The organism is Rhizorhabdus sp. (assembly GCF_018006725.1).
Lineage (GTDB): Bacteria > Pseudomonadota > Alphaproteobacteria > Sphingomonadales > Sphingomonadaceae > Rhizorhabdus.
In genome coordinates, this window is sequence record NZ_JAGMXV010000366.1 from 1 (window position 1) to 3,776 (window position 3,776).

General features: G+C 59.4%; 5 protein-coding genes. 4 read left to right on the forward strand and 1 reads right to left on the reverse strand.

Going from position 1 to position 3,776, the window contains the following annotated elements:
- Positions 1 to 43 precede the first annotated feature (43 nt).
- Positions 44 to 358 (reverse strand): helix-turn-helix transcriptional regulator, encoded by a 315-nt coding sequence (locus KAY22_RS26095; RefSeq protein ID WP_013500416.1) that lies wholly within the window; start codon positions 356 to 358, stop codon positions 44 to 46.
- 134 nt (positions 359 to 492) lie between these two features.
- Between KAY22_RS26095 and KAY22_RS26100 the strand changes: the two genes are divergently transcribed.
- The 4 genes from KAY22_RS26100 to KAY22_RS26115 all read left to right on the forward strand — a co-directional run bounded on the left by KAY22_RS26100 (position 493) and on the right by KAY22_RS26115 (position 3,412).
- Positions 493 to 717, forward strand: a complete 225-nt coding sequence (locus tag KAY22_RS26100) for a DUF2188 domain-containing protein (RefSeq protein WP_006018771.1) — start codon at positions 493 to 495, stop codon at positions 715 to 717.
- Positions 718 to 722: 5 nt separating this feature from the next.
- Positions 723 to 1,739, forward strand: a complete 1,017-nt coding sequence (locus KAY22_RS26105) for a CBASS cGAMP-activated phospholipase (protein ID WP_006018770.1) — start codon at positions 723 to 725, stop codon at positions 1,737 to 1,739.
- Positions 1,736 to 2,935 carry a nucleotidyltransferase gene (locus tag KAY22_RS26110; RefSeq protein ID WP_006018769.1) on the forward strand — a complete coding sequence of 400 codons (1,200 nt, stop codon included), beginning with the start codon at positions 1,736 to 1,738 and terminating at the stop codon, positions 2,933 to 2,935. The genes KAY22_RS26105 and KAY22_RS26110 overlap by 4 nt, the downstream gene beginning before the upstream one ends.
- Before the next feature lie 153 nt (positions 2,936 to 3,088).
- Positions 3,089 to 3,412, forward strand: coding sequence for a hypothetical protein (locus tag KAY22_RS26115; protein ID WP_192817750.1), 324 nt, complete (start codon positions 3,089 to 3,091; stop codon positions 3,410 to 3,412).
- The last annotated feature ends 364 nt before the right edge of the window (positions 3,413 to 3,776 follow it).

The following is a 3,776-nucleotide window of genomic DNA, read 5'->3' on the forward strand; positions in this document are numbered from 1 at the left end:
CTGGGTTGCCATCTTCAACCGAAAGCCCGCCATGTTTCGCCCCCTATTTCTTGTCCTTAATCATTGTGTCGATGATGTTCTGAATAAAAAGTCGATCTTTTGCGCTCAGCTTGTCTTCGTCGCGAAAGGCGGTCGTCGCGGCTTGCGCCCCGAGTAGGTAGTCGGCCGAGACCTTCAGCGCCTTCGCGAGCGCTCGCACGTTGTCGAACGACGGCTTGCGGCGCCCAGCCTCAAAATGGGCGATGGCCGAAGGTTGCATGCCGGCTTCCCTGGCCAGTTCGGATTGGCTTAGCTCCCGCGTTTCGCGCGTTTTGCGCAGGCGAGAGGCGAAGTCTTTTGGTGCGCTTGACTCGGCCATGACAGATCGTATAGAGTTCCATGTCTAGATCGTCGACAGCCCCGCGGGGCTATTTCTTCGGCTCAGGCTATGACAGAGCGTATAGCTACTTATTACGATTTGCGAATCAGGTCAAGGAATCAGGAGTTGTGAGCATGGCAGGCAAGAATCAGCATGTCGTTCCGCACGGTGACGAATGGGCCGTGCGTGGCGAAAGGAATGAGAGGGCAACCTCGATCCATCCGACCCAGGGAGATGCCGAACGGGCTGCACGGGAGATCGCGATCAACCAGCAGAGCGAAGTCGTCATTCATCGGCCGGACGGTCGGATTCGCGACAAGAATTCCTACGGGCACGATCCCTATCCTCCGAAGGGCTAAGCGACATGACGCAGGTTGCAGTTCCTTCAGATAAACCGCCGATTCGTCGAATTCTCTCGATTGACGGCGGCGGCATCATGGGAACGCAGCCGGCGTCCTTTCTTACGTCTCTGGAAGAGGATCTCGACCGGCCCATCGGAGAGTATTTCGATCTGATCGCAGGAACGTCCACGGGCGGCATTCTGGCGATCGGATTGGCGATGGGTCTTCCCGCGCGTGATCTCCTTGACCTCTATGTCCGTCGCGGCCCACACATTTTTGGACAGTCGGGCGGCGCTCTGGCGAGCTTCGCCGGCGACGCGTGGCGTCGCCTCAAGCACATCGTCACCCCGAAGCATGACGCTGATCTGCTGCGGAGCGAACTCTCTACAGTTCTCGGCAGCAGGCGCATTGGGGATGCGAGAACGCGACTGGTGATTCCCGCATGGGATGCCGACCATCGCGGTGTCTATATTTTCAAGACAGCGCATCATCCCCGCCTCAAGACCGATTACAAGCGCCTCGCCGTCGATGCCGCGATGGCGACGGCCGCCGCGCCCACCTACTACAAGCGCCACCGGACCGCCGAGGATGTCGGTCTGCTCGACGGCGGCGTATGGGCCAACAACCCGATCGCGTTGGCGGTGGTCGAGGCCGTCACTTTGCTCGACTGGCCGGCCAGCAGTCTGCGAGTGCTGAGCCTGGGCTGCGTCAACGAGGTCTACATGATCGGCGAGGCGCCTGGTTGGGGCGGTCTCGCAAAGGATGTGACCCGCCTGTTCATGGACGGCCAGTCGCATGGCGCGCTTGGTATGGCGAAGTTGCTTACCGGCCATCAATACGAACGTGAGGCGATTTTCCGGTGCTGCCCGGATGTGCCGAAGGATTTCTTCAATCTCGATGACACGCGCAAGATCGCGCAACTCAAAGGCATGGGCGCCTCATCAGCTCGTAAGGAGCGTCCTCGCATTGAACCCGTTTTTCTGACGGAAACTGCCGAATCGTTCAAACCTATCTACACCGTGAAAGGAATTGAGCCATGAATCAGATGTTCACGGCGCCTCCCCAGACGCATCTGCTTTTGCGCAAAGCCGAGGTTTACTCGCTCCTCGATCAGATTTGCCAAGCGCTGGAGTTGACCGCTGCTCAGCTTGAGGCTGCGCGGACGAGCTACGAGGCTGTCGCGGAATGGCTCTCCGGGTCGGACAACCCTCTTCTGAAGTGGATCGATATTTATGCTCACGGCTCGACCGGCCTCGGCACGACGGTCAAACCGATCGGGCGCGAAGATTTCGACGTCGATCTCATCTGCAAGGTGCTGCGCTTTACCGCTGACCGGCCACCGGCAGAGTTGAAACGCATTGTCGGCGATCGCCTGAAGGAGAACGCGCGCTACGCTGCCATGCTCGAAGAGAAGAAGCGCTGCTGGCGCTTGAACTACGCACGCGAATATCATCTCGACATCTCGCCGACGATCAACAATGCCAAATGCGCCAACGGCGGCGAATTGGTTCCCGACAAGAAGCTGCGGGAATTCAAACCGACGAATCCGAAAGGCTACAAGGCGCTCTTTGAACGCAGGGCAGCCCTAATCCCCACCTTGCGGATGCAAAAGGCTCTCGCTGCCGAGGACCGTGCGGCCGTCGAGCCCTTCCCTGTGCATGGCACCGCCAAAGGCATCCTGCGGCGGACGGTGCAGATCCTCAAGCGGCATCGTGATGTGCATTTCCTGGAAGTCGTCGAGGAGATCGCACCGATCTCCATCATCATCACCACGCTCGCGGCACAGTCGTATGAGTATTGCGTCAAGAGCTTTGTTTTCGATTCCGAACTTGACGTTCTGATCGCGACCATTCGGTTGATGCCACACTTCATCGATAAGCCGGTCGTCAATGGTCGGCGGATCTATGTGGTGGCCAACGAAACCACGGTCGGCGAGAACTTCGCCGAGCGCTGGAATACTGAGCCGGCTCGCGCCGCCGCCTTCTACGAGTGGCATGCGAAGGCACTGGCGGACTTCGAGGCCCTTCCGGATTTGCAGGGCATCGACGTTATCGGCAAGAGCTTGGAAGGAAGCCTCGGGAGTTCGGTCGTTCGCAAAGTTATCGATGCTCGCACCGACAGCATTTCGCAGGCACGCACGGCCAAGAAGCTCTACGTCGCGCCGACGGTCGGGCTCACGCTGTCCAGCGCGGCCAATGCGACGCCGGTTCGCTCCAACACGTTCTTCGGTGACTAGGTGTTTTCGCGTGACCGCCCAGACCTGACGCCCGCGCAGCAGTTTATGTTTCTGCGCGCCAATCCCATCTGTACGGGGACAGGCCGGCTGCACGCGACTGGCTTTATTTGGGATTATCGTGACAGGCCGACGCCCCTTAGCCGTGAATACTCCATGCGCATTACATTTCAGCGGGGCGAAACACCAAGCGTCTTCGTCACGGACCCCGAGCTTTCGGCTTTGGCGGGTGAGCGGCCCCTGCCGCACGTCTATCATGATCCCCTGCGCCTGTGCCTCACGTTGCCAGGAACGCGCGAGTGGACCGGCACGATGCGGATCGATCAGACATTCGTACCCTGGGCCACAACGTGGCTTTACTATTTCGAGGACTGGCTGATCTCCGACGACTGGAAGGGCGGCGGCAAGCACCCCGATCCGACGGATAACGAGCGTTATGGTCGACGGGTGCGTCGCGCGACGCGGCAACCGAGGATCTGACGGCTATATTACAATACATGCGGCGTCCCCTTCTGCTTTGATGCTATCTACCTTAACTGGCAACTTCCTCTCGCCTTCCGGCCCCTTATCCGCCGCCATGACGCACTTGAACATCGGCGGGACCAGCTTAGCCGGATCGGGAAGGCGCGGCTGCGAACGCGGTCCCGGCTAGAGCTTCGGAATAGGCAACGAAAACTGCGCATGGCGCGGGCCCAAACCGGCTTTACTATTCGGCCTATTGGAGAGCCGACAATGGGAACCCCGCTCTGACTCTTTCCTGAGGATGCTCTCCGAGGGCTATCCTTCGGCTCGCTTAGCGAAATGACGCACTCGGCGAGCCTTCAAAAAAGCTTCTGTCCGTCGC

Coding starts and splice junctions, on each gene's coding strand:
- KAY22_RS26095 (WP_013500416.1), bottom strand. CDS start 358: ATGGCCGAGTCAAGCGCACCAAAAGACTTCGCCTCTCGCCTGCGCAAA.
- KAY22_RS26110 (WP_006018769.1), top strand. CDS start 1,736: ATGAATCAGATGTTCACGGCGCCTCCCCAGACGCATCTGCTTTTGCGC.
- KAY22_RS26115 (WP_192817750.1), top strand. CDS start 3,089: ATGCGCATTACATTTCAGCGGGGCGAAACACCAAGCGTCTTCGTCACG.
- KAY22_RS26100 (WP_006018771.1), top strand. CDS start 493: ATGGCAGGCAAGAATCAGCATGTCGTTCCGCACGGTGACGAATGGGCC.
- KAY22_RS26105 (WP_006018770.1), top strand. CDS start 723: ATGACGCAGGTTGCAGTTCCTTCAGATAAACCGCCGATTCGTCGAATT.